General features: G+C 75.4%; 12 protein-coding genes. 10 read left to right on the forward strand and 2 right to left on the reverse strand.

The window, feature by feature from the left end:
* Nucleotides 1-92: 92 nt before the first annotated feature.
* The gene (locus AB0K43_RS05830) at nucleotides 93-731 is read right to left on the reverse strand and encodes a TetR/AcrR family transcriptional regulator (RefSeq protein ID WP_363636154.1); all 639 of its coding nucleotides are present in this window, start codon (nucleotides 729-731) and stop codon (nucleotides 93-95) included.
* 223 nt (nucleotides 732-954) lie between these two features.
* Here AB0K43_RS05830 and AB0K43_RS05835 point away from each other — a divergent pair, with 223 nt between their 5' ends.
* From AB0K43_RS05835 to AB0K43_RS05845, 3 genes are all read left to right on the forward strand, one after another.
* On the forward strand, nucleotides 955-2262 hold the full coding sequence (locus tag AB0K43_RS05835) for a glutamine synthetase family protein (RefSeq protein WP_363636296.1): 1308 nt from the start codon (nucleotides 955-957) through the stop codon (nucleotides 2260-2262).
* A 4-nt stretch (nucleotides 2263-2266) separates the two neighbouring features.
* Nucleotides 2267-3412, forward strand: a complete 1146-nt coding sequence (locus tag AB0K43_RS05840; RefSeq protein ID WP_363636156.1) for an amidohydrolase family protein — start codon at nucleotides 2267-2269, stop codon at nucleotides 3410-3412.
* A gap of 157 nt (nucleotides 3413-3569) precedes the next feature.
* Nucleotides 3570-5051, forward strand: coding sequence for a S8 family serine peptidase (locus tag AB0K43_RS05845; RefSeq protein ID WP_363636158.1), 1482 nt, complete (start codon nucleotides 3570-3572; stop codon nucleotides 5049-5051).
* An 83-nt stretch (nucleotides 5052-5134) separates the two neighbouring features.
* Here AB0K43_RS05845 and AB0K43_RS05850 read toward each other — a convergent pair whose 3' ends face one another.
* A complete protein-coding gene (locus tag AB0K43_RS05850; RefSeq protein WP_363636160.1) occupies nucleotides 5135-6028 on the reverse strand; it encodes a HipA family kinase in 894 nt (297 codons plus the stop codon).
* A 138-nt stretch (nucleotides 6029-6166) separates the two neighbouring features.
* Between AB0K43_RS05850 and AB0K43_RS05855 the strand changes: the two genes are divergently transcribed.
* From AB0K43_RS05855 to AB0K43_RS05885, 7 genes are all read left to right on the forward strand, one after another.
* Nucleotides 6167-6607 (forward strand): SRPBCC family protein, encoded by a 441-nt coding sequence (locus tag AB0K43_RS05855; protein ID WP_363636162.1) that lies wholly within the window; start codon nucleotides 6167-6169, stop codon nucleotides 6605-6607.
* 128 nt (nucleotides 6608-6735) lie between these two features.
* Nucleotides 6736-7899 (forward strand): glycosyltransferase, encoded by a 1164-nt coding sequence (locus AB0K43_RS05860; protein WP_363636164.1) that lies wholly within the window; start codon nucleotides 6736-6738, stop codon nucleotides 7897-7899.
* A 360-nt stretch (nucleotides 7900-8259) separates the two neighbouring features.
* Nucleotides 8260-9762: a sugar transferase gene (locus tag AB0K43_RS05865; protein WP_363636165.1), complete on the forward strand. Its 1503-nt coding sequence runs from the start codon at nucleotides 8260-8262 to the stop codon at nucleotides 9760-9762.
* Nucleotide 9763: 1 nt separating this feature from the next.
* The gene (locus AB0K43_RS05870) at nucleotides 9764-11107 is read left to right on the forward strand and encodes an O-antigen ligase family protein (protein WP_363636167.1); all 1344 of its coding nucleotides are present in this window, start codon (nucleotides 9764-9766) and stop codon (nucleotides 11105-11107) included.
* Nucleotides 11104-12843 carry a lipid II flippase MurJ gene (locus AB0K43_RS05875; RefSeq protein ID WP_363636169.1) on the forward strand — a complete coding sequence of 580 codons (1740 nt, stop codon included), beginning with the start codon at nucleotides 11104-11106 and terminating at the stop codon, nucleotides 12841-12843. The genes AB0K43_RS05870 and AB0K43_RS05875 overlap by 4 nt, the downstream gene beginning before the upstream one ends.
* Nucleotides 12833-13633, forward strand: coding sequence for a polysaccharide deacetylase family protein (locus tag AB0K43_RS05880; RefSeq protein WP_363636171.1), 801 nt, complete (start codon nucleotides 12833-12835; stop codon nucleotides 13631-13633). Before AB0K43_RS05875 ends, AB0K43_RS05880 begins: the two co-directional genes overlap by 11 nt.
* Nucleotides 13630-14802: a glycosyltransferase gene (locus tag AB0K43_RS05885; RefSeq protein WP_363636173.1), complete on the forward strand. Its 1173-nt coding sequence runs from the start codon at nucleotides 13630-13632 to the stop codon at nucleotides 14800-14802. The genes AB0K43_RS05880 and AB0K43_RS05885 overlap by 4 nt, the downstream gene beginning before the upstream one ends.
* Nucleotides 14803-14815: the final 13 nt, after the last annotated feature.

A 14815-nucleotide genomic window follows, 5' to 3' on the forward strand; every position in this document is an offset into this window, starting at 1 on the left:
GCGGCAGTACCAGGACCTGCGCGGGACGGGACGTGCGAGACGGAGATGTGCGAAAGACGGGACGTGCAGAAGAAGATGACGGGACGGGAAGGTCAGACGCGCGGCTTGAGGTCGTCCAGGGTGACGGCGCGGCCGGGCAGGGTGGATCGGGCCGGGGCCTGCACGCCGTCCAGGAACAGCTGCAGGTGGCGGTGGACGAACTGGTCGAGGTCGAGGCAGTGGGTGCCGGGCAGCGGGCGGGTCAGCTGGGTGATGGCGACCACGAAGTCGCCGACGCCCACGTCCTCGCGCAGCTGTCCGCTGAGGTGCGCCCGGGTGATCACCTCGGTGGTGGTCTCCTGCAGGCGGGCCTTGGCCTCGTGCAGCTCGGGGTCGTGCATGTCGATGTGGTCGGAGAGCAGCGGGCACAGGGCGCCCATCCGCTCGTCGGCGGCGGCGTGGGTGAACCGGGTCAGCGCCGCGAAGGCGTCCGGCTCCTCGGCCATCGCCCGCTCGGCGTGCTCCACCACCTGGTCCAGGACCGACAGCGTGACATGGTGGATCAACTCGCGGCGGTCCGCGAAGTTGCGGTAGAGCGTCGCGTTGCCGACTCCCGCCCGACGCGCGATCTCGTCGAGCGGCACGTCCGCGCCGTGCTCGACGAAGGCCTCGCGGGCCGCTGCGATGATCCGGGCGCGATTGCGGCTGGCGTCCGCCCGCAGCCGCGGGGCCCGCGGTGTCGTGGTGGTCATCGGGTGCTCCCTTCGGTCCGGTGGCGGATGCTTCCGGGGAATGACTCCCCGCTTCCGTTGACACTAGCCTAAACGGGGAGAGAGTCCCCGGAAATTTCGGGGCCGTACGTGACCTGCGTCACATCAGGTTTACCCGGCCCGCGCGCTCCGCCGTCCGGGTGAAGCGCGGGGCGACTGCTCGGTGTACGTGCCATCGTCGCGGCAGCATGGCCGGGTGACCACGATGCTGTCCCGCACCGAGCGCGCCGCCCGCGCCCGCGCCGCCGCCGACCGGCTGGGCCCGGGCGTCGACGGCGTGATCCTCGGCTGGGTGGACAACGCGGGGGTGCACCGGGTGAAGGCCGTCCCGGTCGAGCAGCTGGCGCACGCGGCCGAGTGGGGCGTCGGCGCCGCCCCCTGCTTCGACGCGTTCCTGGTGGACGACTCGATGGCCCCGACCGCGAGCCCGGTCGGCGACCTGCGGCTCGTCCCGGATCTGTCCGTGCTCACCGGCCTGGCCGCCCAGCCCGGCTGGGCCTGGGCCCCGGCCGACCGCTACGGGCAGGACGGCGAGCCGCACCCCGGCTGCCAGCGGCTGTTCGCCGGGCGGATGGCGGCCGAGGCGGCCCGGCGCGGCCTGGAGGTGCGGGCCGGCATCGAGGTCGAGTGGGTGCTGGTCGACGGTGCGGGCGCCGGGCCCGCGTACGGCATGCGGCGGCTGATCGGGCTCTCCGACTACCTGCGCGACCTCCTGCGCGCCCTGCGGGAGCAGGGATTGACGGTGTTGCAGATCCACCCGGAGTACGCGGTCGGCCAGTTCGAGGTGTCGCTCGCCCCGGCCGGCCCGGTCGCGGCGGCGGACACCGCACTGCTGGTCCGGCACACCGTGCAGGCGGTCTCGGTGCGGCACGGGCTGGACGCCTCGTTCGCCCCCGCGGTCACCGTCGGGGGCGTGGGCAACGGCGGGCACCTGCACCTCAGCCTCTGGCGGGGCGGGCGGAACCTGGGCGCCGGCGGCCCCGGCCGGTACGGGCTGACCGCCGAGGGCGAGGCCTTCCTGGCCGGCGTGCTGGCGGAGCTGCCCGCCCTGCTCGCGCTCGGTGCGCCGAGCGTGGCCAGCTACCTGCGGCTGGTGCCGGGGCGCTGGTCGGGGCCCTACCGCTGCTGGGGCCGGGAGAACCGCGAGGCGGCGCTGCGCCTGATCCCCGGCTCCACGCCGGAGCAGGCCAACGCCGAGGTGAAGTGCTTCGACGCCGCCGCCAATCCGTATCTGATGATCGGCGGCGTGCTGGCGGCCGGGTTCGCCGGGATCGACCGCGGCCTGCGGCTGCCGCCCGAGGTCTGCGGTGACCCGGCCGACTCCGGGTACGCGGAGCGGCTGCCGGCCGAGCTCGCCGCGGCGGCGGCCGCCTTCAAGGCCTCCGACCTGCTCCGGGAGGCGCTCGGCGAGCAGCTGCACTCGGCGGTGCTGGCGGTCCGCGAGGCCGAGGTCGGCCGCTTCGCGGGCCGCGAGCCCGAAGAGGTGATCGCGGCGACCAGGCTGCGCTGGTGAGCCGATGCTGATCGACCAGCACTGTCACAGCGTGCTCGCCACCGGGCCGGGCCCGGCTGAGCCGGACGACGAGACCTTCGGCTCGCTGCTCACCGAGTCGGACCGCCCGCCGGCGCCGGGCAGTCCGCGGTTCGCCAGCGCCATCGGCCTCGCCGTCCGCCGCTGGTGCCCGCCGGCGCTGGGGCTGCCGGCGCACGCCGACCCGGCCGACTACCTGGCCCGGCGGCGCGAGCTCGGCACCGAGCGGGCCACCCGGCTGCTGCTGGCCGCCGCCGGGCTGACGGCCTGCCTGGTGGACACCGGCCTCACCTCGGCCGCGGGCCGGCCGCTGCTCCCGCTCCCCGACCTCGCCCGGGCGTCCGGCGCCGAGGTGTACGAGGTGGTGCGGCTGGAGAGCGTCGCCGAGCGGGTCAGGGCGGAGCCGGCCCGGTGGCCGCAGGCGCTGGCCGAGGCGCTCACCGCGGCCTGCGCCGGCGCCGTCGCGGTCAAGTCGGTGCTCGCCTACCGGCACGGGCTGGACATCCCGCCCGGGCGGCCCGGCCGGGCCGAGGTGGTCCGGGCGGCCGAGGGCTGGCTGGCCGGCCCGTGCGAGCGACTCACCGACCCCGTCCTGCTGCGCCATCTGCTCTGGCAGGCGATCGAGTTGGGCCTGCCGATCCAGCTGCACACCGGCTTCGGCGATCCGGACCTGCGGCTGCACCGGGCGGATCCGGCCCTGCTGGCCGACTTCGTCCGCGCGGTCGAACCCTCGGGCGTGCCACTGGTGTTGCTGCACTGCTATCCGTACCACCGGCAGGCCGCCTGGCTGGCGCACTGCTACCCGCAGGTGTACGTGGACGTGGGACTCACCCTCTCCCACACCGGCCCCCGGGCGGCCCAGGTGCTCGGCGAGGTGCTCGAACTGGCGCCGTTCGGCAAGGTGTTGTTCTCCACCGACGCCTACGGGCTGCCGGAGCTGTTCCTGGTCGGCGCGGCCCAGTACCGGCACGCGCTGGCCACCCTGCTCGACGGCTGGCGACTGGACGGCGCCTGCACGGCGGCGGACGCGGCCCGCATCGAGCGGCAGCTGTCCGCGGCCAACGCCCGCCGGCTGTACCGGCTTTCCGGTGGCACCCCGGCCGACACCTCAGCTGACATCCAACTTCTCTGACGCCATATCAGCTGGTCAGATGGGCCGGCCCGGGCGGCCGGCGGATCACTGCCGTCGGAGCCCTTGCGGAAGCGATCGGAGGGTCACTAGCGTCCCACCCACTTGCGTGCCCCTGCCATCCGTGGGGGCACTTCGAGACTCGGGAGGGTCATCCCCTATGAGAGTTCCTCGGATACGTCGGGTACGGCTGGCGGCGACAGGTCTCGCGCTCGCCACCGCCGCCTCGATCGCGCTGCCGGCCGGCACCGCCGCGGCAGCCGGATCGGACGCTCCGGCGGCCGGGCCGCTGCTCAGCTATGTGGTGAACACCCAGGCCGACCACGGCCAGGTGAAGAAGGCCGAGCGGGAGGTCACCCGGGCCGGTGGCACGGTGGTCTACTCGTACGAGCAGATCGGCGTGGTGATCGCCCGCTCCACCGACACCTCCTTCGCGGCCAAGCTCCGCAAGGTCCGGGGCATCGACTCGGTCGGTGCCAGCCGTACGGCCGGCATCGTGGCGGCCGACGTCGAGTCCACCATCGAGCGGGTCGCCCCCGGTGCGACCCCGGCGGACGGCTCCGAGCCGCTCTGGGCCAACCAGTGGGACATGCGCCAGATCGGCGTGGACAAGGCCCACCAGAGCACGCTCGGCAGCCGCCGGGTGGTGGTCGGCGTGCTGGACTCCGGCATCGACGCCACCCACGAGGACCTCAAGGCGAACGTGGACCCGTCGCTCTCCGCCTCCTGCCTCGGCGGGAAGCCGGACACCTCGTTCGCCTCCTGGCAGCCCACCACCAGCGACCACGGCACCCACGTGGCCGGCACCATCGCCGCCGCCAAGAACGGCAAGGGGGTCGAGGGCATCGCCCCGGGCGTGCGGCTCGCGGCGGTGAAGGTGGTGGACGACGGCGGCTTCATCTACCCGGAGTACGCGATCTGCGGCTTCGTCTGGGCCGGTGAGCACCACTTCACGGTGACCAACAACAGCTACTACATCGACCCCTGGCTGTTCAACTGCAAGAACGACCCCGACCAGGCCGCGGTGACCACGGCCGTCAAGCGGGCGGTGGCCTTCTCGCAGCGCAAGGGCGTGCTCGACGTGGCCGCGGCCGGCAACGACAACATCGACCTGGCCCACAAGACCACCGATGCGACCAGCCCGGACGACACCACCCCGGCCCCGCGCCCGATCGACGCCGGCTGCCTGTCGCTGCCGACCGAGCTGCCGGGCGTCGTGGTGACCAGCTCGGTGGGCGTGAAGGGCGACAAGTCCTTCTACTCCAGCTACGGCAACGGCAAGGTGACCGTCGCGGCCCCCGGCGGTGACTCCCGCTACCAGCTGCCGGACACCCCGGACAAAAACGGCCGGGTGCTCTCCACCGTCCGCGGTGGCTACGGCTACATGCAGGGCACCTCGATGGCCTCCCCGCACACCGTCGGCGTGGTCGCCCTGCTCGCCTCCACCCACCCCTGGGCCGGTCCGGACGAGCTGCGCGCGATGCTGATCCACCAGGCCGACGAGCACGTCTGCCCGGCGGTCTTCAACCCGAGCGGCGACGGCGCCTTCGCCGGTGTCTGCGAGGGCACCACCGCGCACAACGGCTTCTACGGCGCGGGCATCGTCAACGCGGCCAAGGCCGCCCAGTGGTGGCGCTGGTAGTCCCGGCGCCCCACCGTGCCCCGCCCGGGCAACGCCCGGGCGGGGCACCGCCGTTCATGGCCCGCGCGGCGGCGTCGGCGCGGTCAGTCGACGTGCCGGCTCCAGTCGGACTCCACCTGCGACCGGCCGTGCAGATCGGGCACCTGCTTCAGCCAGCCCGGCCGGGCCGCCAGGGTGGCGGCGGCCCGGGCCGCCTCGGCCGCCCGCTGCTCCTCCTCGGTGGCGAAACAGGTCGGCAGCCAGGCCGCCGAGGCGGCGGCCCGCGCGGCCAGCTGCGCCACGTACGCCGCGCGCAGCGCCGGCACCGAGTCGAAGCCCGGCTCCTCGGTCAGCCACTGCTCCGGCACCAGGTCGACCACCTCGCGCAGCAGCGCCTCGGTGACCAGCGGGGCCAGCGCGGCGTCGGCGGCCCGCAGGTCCGGGTGGTAGCCGCCGAGGGCGTGCGCGGCCATCGGGTAGGCCTTGAGCAGGGCGGCGGCGGCGCCGGACCAGCGGTGGTGGAAGACCAGCCCGGAGCCGTTGTCGATCAGCCAGAGCCGGTCGTGCCAGACCATCAGGTTGGGGTTGGCGGTGGTGCGGTCCACGTTGCCGGTCAGCGCGTCCAGCCAGACCACCCGGCCGGCCTCGGCCGGGTCGACCTCCAGCAGCCCGGGCCGGAAGTCGCGGGCGCCGGGCAGCAGGTCCATGCCCAGGTTGAGCCCGGCGCTGGCCCGCAGGATGTCCTGGATCTCCGGATCCGGCTCGCCGGCCGCCACCGCCGGGTCGAAGTCCACCAGGACCAGCGGGGGCACCCGCAGCCCGAGCCGCCGGCCCAGCTCGCCGACGATCACCTCCGCCACCAGCGCCTTGCGGCCCTGCCCGGCGCCGGTGAACTTCACGACGTAGGTGCCCAGGTCGTCGGTCTCGACCACCCCCGGCACCGATCCACCCGCGCGCAGCGGGTCGACATAGCGGACTGCGGTCACCTGATCGAGCACACCGGCCAGCCTAACCCGGCCGCCCCGGCGGGCCCGCACCCCATCTCGGGGCCCGGTTTGGGCACCGGCCGAGTGCGGTGGTTGGCTTGCCCCGACAGCCGGGTAGCAGCATCCGGCCCGCAGAAGGAGAGCAGCCACATGGGCAAGGTGCAGGCCACCACCGAGCGCGACTACCAGGCCACCCCCGAGCAGGTGTACGCGGCGCTGGCCGACTACACCACCGTCCGGCCGCGTCTGCTGCCCGCGCAGTACAGCGAGTACGAGGTGAAGGCCGGCGGCACCGGTGCCGGCACCCAGGTGCACTGGCGGCTCCAGGCGACCGAGAAGCGGGTCCGCGACTGCCTGTTCACGGTGTCCGCGCCGGGCGAGCGGCAGCTGGTGGAGACCGATGCCAACTCCAGCATGGTGATCACCTGGACGGTGGCCGCGGCCGGCGCCGACCGCGCCAGGGTGACGGTGGAGGCGAGCTGGCAGGGCGCCACCGGCATCGGCGGCTTCTTCGAGCGGACCTTCGCCCCCAAGGGCCTCAACCGGATCCACGACGCGGTGCTCGCCAAGCTGGCCGACGAACTGGGCTGACCCGCACGTGCGTGCGTGAGCGAGGAACACCCGTGCGGCCGGCGCGCCGTACGGGTGGCACCGTCCCTCGGGCGGGTGAACCGACCCCGGCCCCGAGGGTGTGCCGACCTAGGCTCGCCGCCGTGCGCATGACGATCCTTCACATCTCCCAGCCCGTCGACGGCGGCGTCGCCCGGGTCGTGGTCGACCTGGTCCGGGGCCAGCGCGAGGCGGGCTGCCGGGTGCTGGTGGCCTGCCCGCCCGGTGGCCGGCTGGCCGGTGAGGCCGCCGCGGCCGGGGCGCTCGTGCTGGACTGGCCGGCCGGGCGCTCGCCCGGCCCCGGGACGGCGGGGGAGGTCCGCCGGCTGCGGCGGATCGTCAAGGGGGCCGCCCCGGACGTGCTGCACCTGCACAGCGCCAAGGCCGGCCTGGCCGGCCGGCTGGCCGTCCGGGGGGCGCTGCCCACCGTCTTCCAGCCGCACGCCTGGTCGTTCGCCGCAGTCGGCGGGCCGGTGGCGGCCGCGACCGTGCGCTGGGAGCGCTTCGCCACCCGCTGGACCAAGGCGCTGCTGTGCGTCAGCGAGCAGGAGCGGGTGGACGGGGTGGTGGCCGGGCTGGAGGCCGACTGGCGGGTGGTGCCCAACGGGGTCGACCTGCGGCACTTCGCGGTGGCCGACCGGGCGGCCCGCCGGGCCGCCCGGATGCGGCTGGGCCTGGACCCGCAGGCGCCGCTGGCGGTCTGCGTCGGCCGGCTCTGCCGCCAGAAGGGGCAGGACGTGCTGCTCGAGGCCTGGCCCGAGGTGCTGGCCCGGGTGCCGGCCGCCCGGCTGGCGCTGGTCGGCGGCGGTCCGGACGCGGCCGCGCTCGCGGACCGGGTGCGCGGGCTGGCCGAGCCGTCCCGGGTCCGGCTGGCCGGGGACGTCCCGGACCCCAGGCCGTGGCTGGCGGCGGCCGACCTGGTGGTGCTGCCCTCGCGCTGGGAGGGGATGGCGCTGGCCCCGCTGGAGGCGATGGCCACCGGGCGCCCGGTCCTGCTCTCCGACGTGCCCGGGGCCCGGGAGTGCCTGCCGCCCGGGCAGGCGGCGGCCGCACTGGTCCCGCCGGAGGACCCGGCCGCGCTGGCGGCGCTGCTGGGCCGGGCGCTGGCCGATCCGATCGAGTGCGAACGCCGGGGACTGCTGGCCCGCGCCCACCTGGCCGCCCGGCACGACATCCGCGAGGTGGTGCGGCGGGTGGCCGCCGTCTACGCCTCGGTGCTGCCCGCCGCCGCGCTGCCCGCCGGTCGAGGGCCCCGTGTCCCTGAGCGGTCCTGATCGTTTCTCAGACCGTGAATGCCTGCCGCGAAGGTCGCGAAGGTGCTGCCGTATTCGCGCCTGAACAGCAGTGCTTGCGGATTCAAATCCGAAAGTCTGATTAATGGGCGGGTGGAATGAAATGGCAGGTCAACTTCCTGAAATTCAGGCGGCGTTCGGTACTGTCTGATTTTGCCTGCTTCGTCCCAGTTTTTCCGACGGTCAATTCACAGAGGTCGATCAGAGAAATGGCCGATAGCCGCTTACGGCAGCAGGTGCCCACCTGGACCGCGTCCACCGGGCCGGGTTCGCCGCGCCGATGCGACCCCGGATCCGGCTGTCCCGCCACGGCGGGTACACAGCAGGGGAGTTCGTGCGCTGATGACCATTGACCACGAGAGTGTGCCACGGCCGGGCAGATCCCTGTCGGCGCCACGTCGACCCGCCACCGAGCTGCTGGAGCGGCCGGCCGCTCCCCGGACCAGGGCCGCCCCGAGCCTCGGCCGGCACCGCAGGCCGTTCCGCTCCCGGGTGGTCCTGCCGCTCGCCCTGGTCGGCGTCGACAGTCTCGCGATCTGCGCCGCCCAGAGCGGCATCGCCGCCCTCGCCCCGGGCCTGAACCCGCTGGCCGGCACCGCCGCCCTGCTGCCCCTGCTGCTCCCGCTCAACCTCGCCGGCGGCCTCTACCGCAACCGGTTCAGCCTCTCGGTGCTGGACGAACTCCCGGCGCTGGCCGCCCGGACCGCCGTGGCCACCGCCTTCGCCGTCACCCTGACCTCCTGCCTGGACGGCCGCTGGCCGGCCGGCGGGCCCGCCACCCCGCTGCGGCTGGTCGCGCTGGTGACCGGCATCCTGCTGCTGCTGGCCTGCGGCCGGGCCCTCGCCTACCACCTGCTGCGGCAGGCCCGCCGGCGCCGCCCGAGCCCGGTGCTGGTGCTCGGCGCCGGCCACCTCGGCCAGCGGATCGCCGCGGCCCTCACCGAGCGCCGCGAGTACGGCCTACGCCCGGTCGGCTACCTCGACCCGGACCCGGTCCTGCTGGCCGAGGACTCCCGGCTCCCGGTGCTCGGCGGCCGCGAGGTGCTGGAGCGCGAGATCCGCCGGCACCGGGTCCACCACGTGGTGGCCACCGAGGGGGCCGCCGACGAGGCCGAGACCGCCGCCGCCCTGCGCGACGCCGTACGGCTCGGCTGCCAGGTCTGGCTGGTGCCGGCGCTGCGCGAGTACGGCTCGCTCGGCCGCTTCCCCGCCGACCACCTCTACGGCTTCCCCTGCCTGCCGCTGGGCCGCCCCGCCATGCGCCGCGGCGGCTGGCCCGTCAAGCGGGCGCTGGACATCGCCGCCGCCGGCCTCGGCATGCTGGTGCTCGCCCCGGTGCTGGCCGCCTGCGCCGTGGCCGTCCGCTTCGACACCGGCCCCGGCGTGCTGTTCCGCCAGCAGCGCACCGGCCTGGACGGCAAGGTCTTCACCGTCCTCAAGTTCCGCACCCTGCGCCCCAGCAACGAGCACGAGTCGGCCACCCGCTGGAACATCTCGCAGGACCACCGGATGGGCGCCGTGGGCCGCCTGCTGCGCCGCAGCTCGCTGGACGAGCTGCCGCAGCTGTGGAACGTGCTCCGCGGCGACATGAGCCTGGTCGGCCCCCGCCCCGAGCGCCCGTACTTCGTGATGCGCTTCGGCCAGGCCTACCCCGAGTACGCCGACCGCCACCGGGTGCCGGTCGGGCTGACCGGCCTGGCGCAGGTCAACGGCCTGCGCGGGGACACCTCGATCGAGGACCGGGCCCGCTTCGACAACCGCTACATCGAGGGCTGGAGCCTGTGGCAGGACGCCAAGATCCTGCTCCGCACCGCCGCGCTGATGCTCCACCCGGACGGGAGTTGAGATGGCCCTGACCCTCCCGCGGCCCGGTCTCCACCAGGGCCTGACCATCCGCCAGTTGGCCGGAATAGTGATCGCCCGGCCCAGCCTGGCGGCCGCCGCCACCGTGCTGCTGGTCTGCGTGCCGACCGGCGAGAAGGACGTCGCCGCCGCCGTCCACGTGACGCCGGCCGACCTCGCCTCGATGGCGCTGGTCGGGCTCGTCTCGGTCGACCTGCTGCGCGGGCGGATCAGCCGGCTGGACCGGACGGCCTGCCTGCTGTTCGGCGGGATCGTGCTGGCGGCCGCCGCCGCCACCCTCGGCTCGATCGACCCGGCCACCAGCCTCACCGGCTTCGTCCGGCTGGTCCAGGTCTTCGTGCTCGTCCCCGCCGCCGTGCTCTGCGCCCTGCGGGACCGCCGCGACCTGCGGATCGTGCTCGGCGCCTTCGTCGCCGCCGCCCTGGTCGAGGGCGCGGTCGGCGCCCACCAGTACCTGACCCGCACCGGTGCCTCGTACACCGGCCAGCCGATCCGCGCGGTCGGCACCTTCGGCGCCCTGGACATCATGGGGATGTCCACCGTGGTCAGCTTCGGCCTGCTGGCCGCGCTCGCGCTGGCGCTCGGCGAGCGCGGGCCCGGCGGCAGCCGCCGGCTGCGGCTGGCGATGACCGGCGCCGCGGCCTTCCTGGCCTTCCCGCTCGCGGTCTCCTTCAGCCGGGGCAGCTGGATCGCCTGCGGGGCGGCCGCCGCCGTCCTGCTGCTGCGGGCCGACGCCAGGCTCGCGGTGCGCGGCGCGGTGCTGGCGGGCGCCGCAGCCGTGGTGCTGGTCGGCGGCCTCGGCCTCGGCGCCTCCGGGGTCACCGAACGCCTCAGCAGCATCGGCTCGGTCTCCGCCGCCCCCGACCAGTCGGTCAGCGACCGCTACGACCTGTGGGCCACCGCCGGCCGGATCTGGCAGGACCACCCGGTCACCGGGGCCGGCCCGAAGGCCTTCCAGCGGCTGCGCGACAGCCACGCCCCGCTGCGCCTGTCCTCCGGCAGCGACGCCGCCGACGCCACCATCGGCTTCCAGCGCGAGCCGCTGCTCTCCCCGCACAACATGTACTTCCTGGTGCTCAGCGAGCAGGGCCTGGTCGGCATCGTCGCCTACGCCGCGCTCTTCCTCGCCCTGCTCCTCGGCTGCCTGCGCCGGGCCCGTCCGGCCGGGCCGGACCTGGCCGCGCTCGCCCTGCTGTGCTGGGTCACGGTCGACTTCCTCTACGCCGACATCGGCGGCACCACCACGGTGCTGACCTCGGTGGTGCTGGGCCTGGCCGCCCGGTCCGCCCTGCCCGGACCGGACTCCCGCGGAGCGTACGCCGAATGACCACCGACCAGCCCGCCCCGGCGGTCGTCGCGGCCCTCGTCCCGCCGGCCCGCACGGCCGAACCGGGGCCCGCCGGCGCCGGGGCCGGCCCCGCGGCGCCCGCCCGCCGGGGCTTTCTGGCCAAGGCCTTCGGGGTCACCGCCCTGCTCAGCGCGGCCGGTTCGGCCCTCGGCCTGCTCCGCGACCTGCTGCTGGCCCGCTACTTCGGGGCCAACCAGGGCACCGACGCCTTCCTGGTGGCCTGGACGGTGCCCGAGACGGCGGCGCCGCTGCTGATCGAGGACGCGATGGCCTTCCTGATGGTGCCGGCCTTCAGCCTGGCCCTGGTGCTGCGCGAGGAGCGACCCGAAGGCCCCGACCCGGTGCGGCAGTTGGTCCGCGCCACGCTGCCCTGGCTGCTGCTCGCCCTGTGTGCGCTGTCGATCGCGGCCGGGCTCGGCGCCCCCCAGCTGGTCGCCCTGCTCGCCCCCGGGCTGGCCGACCCGGGGCTGGCCGTCAGCTGTACCAGGATCACCGCCTTCAGCGTGCTGCCGTTCGGCGTGGCCGGGTACCTGGGTTCGGCCCTGCGCGCCCATCACCGCTTCACCGCCCCCGCCGCCATCTACGTGGCCTACAACCTCGGCATCCTGGCCGTGCTGCTCACCGGCCAGGCGCTCTGGGGGGTGCGCTCGGCCGCCCTCGGGGTGGCCTTCGGCAGCGTGCTGATGGCCGGCGTGCTGGTGACGCCGTTCCTGCGCCGGCTGCGCCCCGGCCGCCGCGGCCGCTCCACCGGGCCGGCCGCCGGCGGCGGCCTGGTGCTGATCCCGCTGGCGATGCTCCCGGTCGCCGCCTTCACCCTGACCCGGCAGGCCCAGGTCTTCATCGAGCGCTACCTCGGCTCCGGCCTGCCACCGGGCACCATCTCGCATCTCAACTACGCCGCCAAGGTCTCCCAACTCGCCATGACGGCAGGCATCCTGATCGTCACGGTGACCTTCCCGCTGGTCGCCAGGGCGCTCGCCGCGGGCGATCTGACGGCGGCCCGCGACCGGGTGGAGAAGGACCTCGGCCAGGCCGCCGCGGTGGTGCTGATGGGCACCGCCTTCCTGATGGCCTGCGCCCCCTCGGTGGTCGCCCTGCTGTTCCAGCGCGGCGCGTTCGGGGCGCACGACACCGCCGCCACCGCCGCGGTGATCCGGGTCTACAGCTTCGGCCTGCCCGCCCAGGCGATGATCGGCGTGATGGTCCGGCCGTACTTCTCGCTGCGGCCGGTGGTCCGCCGGGCCGACGACCCGAAGACCGACGACGGCGGCCGCCGGCTGCTCGACTGGTACCCGGTCGCCGCGATGGCCTTCGGCCTGCTGGTCACCGTCGGCGTCGGCCTGGCCGCCACCCCGGGCTTCGGCGCGCTGGGCCTGGCGGCCGGCAACGCGGCCGGCATCACCGCCACGGCCGCGCTGCTGCTGCGCGGGCTGCTGCTGCGCGGCATCGCCCTGCGGCTGCGCCTGGTGCTGGCCGGGCAGGCCCGGCTGCTGGTCTCGGGGGTGGCCGCGGCCGCCGCCGGCGCGCTCGCCGCCGGGCTCGCCGGCAACCCGCTGCTCTCCACCCTGATCGGCGGCGCCGCGGTGGTCCTGGTCTACGCCGCCCTCGGCACCGCGCTGGGCGCCGCCGAGCTGCGCGGCCCGGTCCTCGCCCTCGCCCGCGCCCTCTACCCCCCTGCCACGGCCGCTGAAGGGAAGCTGCCCCATGGACGCTGAACCCGCCCGGCATCCGCTCCTACCGGCCCAGTCGGCGGCCGCGGGGTCGGCTCCCTGGATCCTGATGTACCACTCGGTGGCCGACGAGGAGGAGGACCCGTACCTGCTCACCGTCAGCCCGCAGCGGTTCGCCGCGCAGATGGCGTGGCTGCACCGCACCGGCCGGCGCGGCGTCAGCGTCCGGGAGCTGCTGCGCGCCCGCCGGGCCGACCGGGCCGCCGGACTGGTCGGCCTGACCTTCGACGACGGCTACGCCGACTTCGCCCGGCACGCCGTCCCGGTGCTCCGCGAGTACGGCTTCACCGCCACCGCGTACGTGGTGCCCGACCTGCTCGGCACCGAGAACGGCTGGGACGCCGAAGGCCCGCGCAAGAAGCTGCTCACCGTCGACCAGGTCACCGAACTGGCCTCGGCCGGCTGGGAGATCGGCTCGCACGGCCTCGGCCACCAGGCCCTGCCGGGGATGCCCGCGGAGGTGCTCGCCACCCAGTGCCGGGAGAGCCGCCGCGCGCTGGAGGAGCTCGTCGGCGGCCCGGTCACCGGCTTCTGCTACCCGTACGGCGCGGTGGACCTGCCGGCCGCCCGCGCCGTCCGCGACGCCGGCTACGACTACGCCTGCGCGATCCAGCACTCCCAGCTCACCGGATTGTTCGCGCTGCCGCGCTGCTACGTCGGCGACCGCGACGGCGCGCTGCGGCTGCTCGCCAAACACGGCCGGCACCGCCTGCGCGACGCCGTCACCGGCCTGCGTCGCAGCACGTTGGTCCGGCCGCGCGGGGAGTGGGCATGAAGGTCCTGCACGTGATCACCGGCCTCGCCTCCGGCGGCGCCGAGCGCCAGCTCCAGCTGGTGCTCAAGCACCTGCCGCGCGAGCACCACTGCGAGGTCGCCACCCTGACCAACCCCGGCACGGTCGCCGCCGCCCTGCGCGCCGACGGCGTCACCGTCCACGACCTGGCGATGCGCGGCAACCGCGACCTCGCCGTACTGCCCCGGCTCACCAGGCTGATCCGGGCCGGCGGCTACGACCTGGTGCACACCCACCTCTACCGGGCGGGGCTGTACGGCCGGCTGGCGGCCCGGCTGGCCGGGGTCCGCCCGGTGGTCGCCACCGAGCACTCGCTGCACGCCGGGGTGATCGAGGGCCGCCGCACCTCCCGCGGCGTCCGGGCGCTCTACCTCGCCGCCGAACGGCTCGGCACCGTCACCGTGGCGGTCTCCGCCCAGGTGGCGGGCACCCTGCACGACTGGGGCGTGCCGCCCGCCCGGGTCGAGCTGCTGCCGAACGGCATCGACGCGGCCCGCTACGCCCTGCCGACCGCCTCCCGGTACGCGCTGCGGCAGAACGTGCGGGCCGCCCTGGGCCTGCCGCAGCAGGCCTGGGTGGTGGGCGCGGTGGGCCGGCTGGTGCCGGGCAAGCGGTTCGAGGTGCTGATCGACGTGCTGGCCGAGCTGCGCGCGGTGGCCGAGCGCCACCCGGCGCTGCGCGAGCCCCGGCTGCTGCTGGTCGGCGCCGGCCCCGAGCAGGCCGCTCTGGAGCAGCGGGCCGAGAGCCTCGGCGTGCGCGACCTGCTGCTGCTGACCGGCGAGCGCGAGGACGTGCCGGACCTGCTCACCGCGATGGACGTGCTGGCCGCCCCCTCGGCCGAGGAGACCTTCGGCCTGACCGTGCTGGAGGCCCTCGCCGCCGGTCTGCCGGTGTGTCACAGCGCCTGCCCGGCGCTGGACGACCTCGGCCCGCAGGCCGCCCCGGAGGCCGTCCGGCTGCCGCCCGAGGCCGCCGCCTACACCGGCGCGCTGTGCGAGCTGTGGGGGCGCCGCAGCGCCGCGCTGCCGCAGCCGCCGGCGGTCGCGCACTACGACATCGCCCGGATCGCCGTCGAGCTGGGGCGGCTCTACGACCGGCTCGGCCCGGCCGGCGCCGCCCGCCCGGATCCGGCCGCCGCCGCCCGGGCCTGAACCAACCACCAGT

Source organism: Kitasatospora sp. NPDC049258 (assembly GCF_040678895.1).
Classification (GTDB): Bacteria; Actinomycetota; Actinomycetes; order Streptomycetales; family Streptomycetaceae; genus Kitasatospora.

Bases quoted from the DNA above. Each gene is read 5' to 3' on its own strand.
- AB0K43_RS05830 (WP_363636154.1), bottom strand. From the start codon at position 731: ATGACCACCACGACACCGCGGGCCCCGCGGCTGCGGGCGGACGCCAGC.
- AB0K43_RS05835 (WP_363636296.1), top strand. From the start codon at position 955: ATGCTGTCCCGCACCGAGCGCGCCGCCCGCGCCCGCGCCGCCGCCGAC.
- AB0K43_RS05840 (WP_363636156.1), top strand. From the start codon at position 2,267: ATGCTGATCGACCAGCACTGTCACAGCGTGCTCGCCACCGGGCCGGGC.
- AB0K43_RS05845 (WP_363636158.1), top strand. From the start codon at position 3,570: ATGAGAGTTCCTCGGATACGTCGGGTACGGCTGGCGGCGACAGGTCTC.
- AB0K43_RS05855 (WP_363636162.1), top strand. From the start codon at position 6,167: ATGGGCAAGGTGCAGGCCACCACCGAGCGCGACTACCAGGCCACCCCC.
- AB0K43_RS05860 (WP_363636164.1), top strand. From the start codon at position 6,736: ATGACGATCCTTCACATCTCCCAGCCCGTCGACGGCGGCGTCGCCCGG.
- AB0K43_RS05865 (WP_363636165.1), top strand. From the start codon at position 8,260: ATGACCATTGACCACGAGAGTGTGCCACGGCCGGGCAGATCCCTGTCG.
- AB0K43_RS05870 (WP_363636167.1), top strand. From the start codon at position 9,764: ATGGCCCTGACCCTCCCGCGGCCCGGTCTCCACCAGGGCCTGACCATC.
- AB0K43_RS05875 (WP_363636169.1), top strand. From the start codon at position 11,104: ATGACCACCGACCAGCCCGCCCCGGCGGTCGTCGCGGCCCTCGTCCCG.
- AB0K43_RS05880 (WP_363636171.1), top strand. From the start codon at position 12,833: ATGGACGCTGAACCCGCCCGGCATCCGCTCCTACCGGCCCAGTCGGCG.
- AB0K43_RS05885 (WP_363636173.1), top strand. From the start codon at position 13,630: ATGAAGGTCCTGCACGTGATCACCGGCCTCGCCTCCGGCGGCGCCGAG.